This is a genomic window from Kordia sp., assembly GCF_050633145.1.
In the GTDB taxonomy this organism is placed as follows: Bacteria; Bacteroidota; Bacteroidia; order Flavobacteriales; family Flavobacteriaceae; genus Kordia.
On sequence record NZ_JBOEFY010000065.1, the window covers coordinates 1 to 5,360 of the forward strand.

The following is a 5,360-nucleotide window of genomic DNA, read 5'->3' on the forward strand; positions in this document are numbered from 1 at the left end:
AGATGTGTATAAGAGACAGATGATAAAGCGTTTGATGTAAAAGTTCCTCAGACACATTATTTTACAACTGAAATACTAGAAAGTAAAGCATTTATTTACTTGTCAAAAGAAAATTATAAACTGGCTGATTCTTTATATCGAAAGGTTCTAAAACGTTACAAAAAAAATCAAGATTCAATTCAAATAGCAAGAAATTATTCCAACCTAGGAAATCTATACTTCGAACAATACCAAGATATACTTGCATTAAAATATTTCGATTCAGCGTACAAATTTTCAAAACCACTCAAAGACTTAGAACTAAAAAGTACGATTGCGTACAATATGCATGTAATTTTTGAGCTTTCAAAAAAACACGATAAAGCGATTCTATATCTTAAAGAATATACAGCCCTAAATGATTCACTTCAAAAACAAAACGCATTATGGGAAGTTGCACAAGAAAAAGAAGCACATAATATAGCACAAAAGCAAGCGGAGTTAGACATTAAAACCGCAGAACGAAATACGTTTATAGCTATTTCTGCAGGAATTCTATTAATGCTAATTGTAGGCTTTATTTTCTACAGAAAGTTAAAGCAGCAACACAAACAAATCAAAAGTTTAAATTATGAATTGAATGAGACTAATAAAGTTAAAAATCAGTTGTTTACTATCATTGCGCACGATTTACGAAGTCCTGTAGCACGATTGAAACAATTATTTCAATTACGTGCGCTTAAGAAAGATTCAGAAGCTATTTCATCCGATAAAAATGTAACTCAAATCATTGATTCGCTCAGTTTATTATTAGATAACTTATTGAATTGGTCGCTGAGTCAATCTGACTTACTTTCGGTTCAAAAAGAATGGTTTCCGTTGTGGCAAATCGTTCGTCAAATAGAATTACAATATCAATCTTTAATCGAAGAAAAAAACATTCAATTCAGTACAGACATTCAAAAATCTGTTTTGGTTTATGGCGATATGGAAATTTTTAAAATTGTCATTCGAAACTGTTTGGATAATGCCATCAAATTCACACCAAAAGGAGGGAAGATCGTTATTTCTGGAGCAATAGAAGAAGATTCGTTTACAGTATTCATTACGGATTCTGGCATTGGAATTCCAGAAAAAGTACTCAAAAGTATCTTCGAAATCAAATCAAACAAAGTGCAAAAAGATACTACAGGAAGAACAAGTTCTGGTTTAGGACTCATGTTAACCAAATCAATGATTCAGCTCAACGGCGGAAGCATTCAAATAAAACCCAATCCAAAAGGCGGAACCATTGTACACATTTCATTGCCTTATAAAAACGTTGCGTAAACTGTTATGGAAAAAATAAACATATTCATTTTAGAAGATAATCCAGACGAAATTGAGATTTTAAAACTCATACTTTCTGATGAGTACGTTATTAGCGGAATTGCTACAAACTACGATGATGCTGTAAAAACGTTCAATGAAAAACTGCCAGACATTGCCATACTCGATATTTTTATGAATGGCGAACGCGAAGGCATTCGTTTTGCAGAATACATACAAAATACACATTCCATTCCCATTCTATTTTTAACAAATTCAAAAGACAAGCTTTCATTCTCTGAAGCAAAAAAACAGCATCCATATAGTTATTTGCTAAAACCTGTAGATCCGCACTCGTTAAAGTTTGCAATAGAATTGGCGTTTGAAAAACATGTAAATCAAGTTGGACAACTATCCACCAAAGAAGAAACGGCTTTACAAATAGACAATAAACTACTTGTAAAAAAAGGAAATGCACTCATTAAAATTGTTGTAAACGATATTTTCTATATTGAATCTGACGATAAATATTGTTTCATTCATACGGAAGATGCACGTTTCTTAGTCCAAAAATCACTAAAAAGCTTTGCAGAAGCATTGCCAGATAATTTTGTGTCGCTACATCGAAAATATGTTGTGAATACAGATAAAATCTTGTCGGTTATGCCAACAGACTATACATTGACGCTCAAAAATAATGTGACATTACCTGTGAGTCAGCGCCATAGAAAACAATTGCTAGACATTTTTACAATCATAAAATAAAGGCTTCAAAGAAATCTTAAAAGCCTTTTATAAGTATCATTAAATTGGAGTTACACAACATCCAAATTCACAATAAGCACGAAAACCATTGTGTACAGGATGACACTGTTCGTCACTAGTACAAGAACCTAATAACGGTTCGCATTCTTCTCCAAAACCTCCGTAAATAGTGCGTTGTTCGGATTTTGATAATGCTTGTCCAATACTCAAAATTTGTTGTTTCATAATAATAAGTTTTAAAATTAATAATGGAATTATGTGGTACAGTTCAAAGAAGCTTGACAATAAATATCTGTGCGGCACACACACATAGAATTCAATGGATCAAGTGTAAACGTGGTATTCGTTCCGCCTTTTACACTACAACTGTTCAAATTGGAAATGGTTTTTTTCTGAATCTGCAAATCATTTGCTTTTCTTTTTTTCATGATTAATAAATTAAATGGTTGGTTGAAATGAACACTTAAAGACACTCATTTTGTATGTCTATCTCAAAAAGATAAAAACAAAAAAATGCTGAAAATCAGTAGTTTGCAACTTTCAAAATGCAACATTCATGAATCTGTAGTATATATTCATGAATCTGTATTACTTTTCCTTTAAAATGGTTATTTTTAGTTGTCATTTTTGATCAAACAGAAAAAACACTACCCAATTGAAATCTTACCAATCCCAAAATAGTTACTTCTTTACGAGTCTTAGTTTGCTCTTTTTAATCATGTTCTCAAGTTGTAACAGACTAGAAGATGAATCCATTGCAAAGGAATACAGGAAATTACACTCATTGTTTATTGAAGCAACTTCATTCAAAGAAAAACTAAACTATTGCAACATCTTTCTGAAAAAAGCAAAACAAGAACAAGACAGATCAATGATACTTGCTGGGTATCGCATGTTCTCAGTAACATATACAGACGAAAATGTATTGGTGTATTCAGACAGTATCATCGCGTTAACAAAAAATAATAGCACCAAACATTATCCTGCAATAGCCTTTGAGAAAAAAGGTGATTTTTACTATGATAAAAGGGCTTATAGAAACGCTTTAGATAATTATGTGCAATTTGCTAAGTATGCTAGAAAACACCAGCAAGAAAAAATGGTTTTCAATGCCAATTACAACATTGGCGTACTAAAAAGACGAACTGGAAATTACAAAGAAGCCTTAGCACTCTATCATGATAATTATAAATATACCAGACAACACCGAGACAGTGTAACTATAAGAACATATCTCAATTCCATTACAGCAATCGCAAATGTTTACAATGATATGGAAATAGGCGATTCAGCTTCATATTACAATAAATTGGGGCATAAAGAAGCAATTCGGTTAAAAAACGAACGATTTCAGTATCATTTTGCGCTAAATCAAGGAATAGCTGAATATCACAAACAAAGATTCAAAATAGCGATTGATAGTATTGAAAAATACATACCGTACTTTGAGAATTTGAACGATTATGACAAACTTTCATTCGCATACTATTACATAGGTGAAACCTATTGGGAACTTGACAAAAAAGAAAAAGCAATGCACTATTTCAAAAAAGTGGATACAACTTTTCAAAAAACACAATCATTATTCCCGCTTCTCAAGAGAGCTTACATACGATTAGACACATATTACAAGGAGCAAGGAAATACGGAACAACGGAATCATAATCTAAAAAGATACATAATTGTAGATAGTGTAATCAATTCGGGTGATTTATACCTAAGCAAAACAATCTACAAAAAATATGAAATTCCAAAACTACTAGCAGAAAAAAAATCAATCCTATCTGAAAAACAGCAGCAAAAAAGTAGGTTTAACAAAATTGTCATTCTACTAAGTATACTCTTATTTTTAGTACTCATAGGATTTAGTCTACAATACAAAAAACGCAAAATTGCGCAGCGACGTTTTCAAGAAGTAATCAAATCAAAAAAAAGTAACGGAACCGAAAACAAATCAAAAGAAACGGCAAAAACACTTGCCATTCCACCAGAAATAATAGAAGAAATCGTATCTAAACTAGAAATCTTTGAAAACGAAAACAGCTTTATTTCCAATGAAATCACGCTCAATTCCTTAGCAAAACAACTCAATACAAACCCTAACTATCTCTCAAAAATTGTAAATCAAGTAAAACAATGTTCTTTCTCAAACTACATTAACAATCTACGTATAGAATATGCAATTGAACAATTAAAAAGCAATCCAACCTATCTAAAATACACCATAAAGGCAATTGCTTCCGAAGTCGGATTCAACAATGTACAATCGTTTTCCAAAGCATTTTCAAACAGCAAAGGCATCAATCCATCCTATTTCATTCGAGAACTAAAAAAGACTAAAAAACTTTCTACAGATTCATGAATCTATATTTTTTCATACCCAAATAGCTAAAGCTTAATCTCAATAATACGTAGGTTTAATGTAAAATATTTAACAAATAAGTTATGAAAAAGAAAACATTAAAACTACATAAAATCAAAATTGTAAAGCTTACTCATCATAATAACATCAAGGGAGGAACACAAGATACAATGACCGAATGTCTGCCTTGTGAAACGTTAGAAACATTGAATCCAGATGGAACTTGTGACGATTTCACAGACGATAAAAAAAATGGAAACAATAGTATTGCTACGTTCTTGTCAGTTCTTTTTGGTTGTTAACTCGTTTCAAAATCTTCGAAAAAATCAATCGCTAATTCAAAAAATCACATGAAAGCATCCAAATTAAAACTTCATAAAACCAAAATCGTTAAACTCACACAACTCACTAAAATCTTTGGCGGATCAGAAAACAGCGAAACAACCTATACCACTACAGGAAATGATGATACAACAACAAATGCACCTACTTCTGCGGCTACAAGTAATGGTATGACCTATTGTGCAAGTGTCAATCCTGAGCATGTATGTCCTAGCAACACCAACGATACTACAAATGACAATAACACGGTACCAACCTTCAATCAAAGCATACAACCAGGACCGTAAATGTTTTCTTAAAATGCAAATATGGGCGTAACCTCCGAGAAAAATCGGAGGTCGGGCTCTCGCGAGTCGCTCTCTTGCATCCAGTTCATAAAGTACATATAATAGAATGTAAAGTCGCTAAGTAAGGCAAAAGTGGCGCTGAACGGAGCCGAAGCGAGGAGCTCCAACAAACGCTCCATCCCTTACGCAAAATCAATACATAGTCAATTTTGAGTTTCTAAGTTTAAGAGTTTATACTTTGAAACAAAATTGGTAATTAACAATTTAACCAGCAACCAAATTAAGATATTAGTACTGAGTATTGAGTATTGAGAAGT

At 32.3% G+C, this 5,360-nt stretch carries 7 protein-coding genes; 5 read left to right on the top strand and 2 right to left on the bottom strand.

The window, feature by feature from the left end; all coding sequences use genetic code 11:
- Positions 1-99: 99 nt before the first annotated feature.
- Complete coding sequence (locus ACRBBL_RS23665; RefSeq protein WP_431371576.1) at positions 100-1,308, top strand: ATP-binding protein; 1,209 nt, start codon at positions 100-102, stop codon at positions 1,306-1,308.
- Between the two features lie 6 nt (positions 1,309-1,314).
- Positions 1,315-2,052: a LytR/AlgR family response regulator transcription factor gene (locus ACRBBL_RS23670; protein ID WP_431371577.1), complete on the top strand. Its 738-nt coding sequence runs from the start codon at positions 1,315-1,317 to the stop codon at positions 2,050-2,052.
- 39 nt (positions 2,053-2,091) lie between these two features.
- Here the strand turns inward: ACRBBL_RS23670 and ACRBBL_RS23675 are convergent, their stop codons facing one another.
- Together ACRBBL_RS23675 and ACRBBL_RS23680 are read right to left on the bottom strand one after the other, a co-directional pair.
- The gene (locus tag ACRBBL_RS23675) at positions 2,092-2,277 is read right to left on the bottom strand and encodes a hypothetical protein (RefSeq protein ID WP_431371578.1); all 186 of its coding nucleotides are present in this window, start codon (positions 2,275-2,277) and stop codon (positions 2,092-2,094) included.
- 29 nt (positions 2,278-2,306) lie between these two features.
- On the bottom strand, positions 2,307-2,480 hold the full coding sequence (locus ACRBBL_RS23680; RefSeq protein WP_431371579.1) for a hypothetical protein: 174 nt from the start codon (positions 2,478-2,480) through the stop codon (positions 2,307-2,309).
- Between the two features lie 227 nt (positions 2,481-2,707).
- Between ACRBBL_RS23680 and ACRBBL_RS23685 the strand changes: the two genes are divergently transcribed.
- From ACRBBL_RS23685 to ACRBBL_RS23695, 3 genes are all read left to right on the top strand, one after another.
- A complete protein-coding gene (locus ACRBBL_RS23685; RefSeq protein ID WP_431371580.1) occupies positions 2,708-4,414 on the top strand; it encodes a helix-turn-helix domain-containing protein in 1,707 nt (568 codons plus the stop codon).
- Between the two features lie 83 nt (positions 4,415-4,497).
- A complete protein-coding gene (locus tag ACRBBL_RS23690) occupies positions 4,498-4,716 on the top strand; it encodes a hypothetical protein (RefSeq protein WP_431371581.1) in 219 nt (72 codons plus the stop codon).
- A gap of 48 nt (positions 4,717-4,764) precedes the next feature.
- The gene (locus tag ACRBBL_RS23695) at positions 4,765-5,043 is read left to right on the top strand and encodes a hypothetical protein (RefSeq protein WP_431371582.1); all 279 of its coding nucleotides are present in this window, start codon (positions 4,765-4,767) and stop codon (positions 5,041-5,043) included.
- The last annotated feature ends 317 nt before the right edge of the window (positions 5,044-5,360 follow it).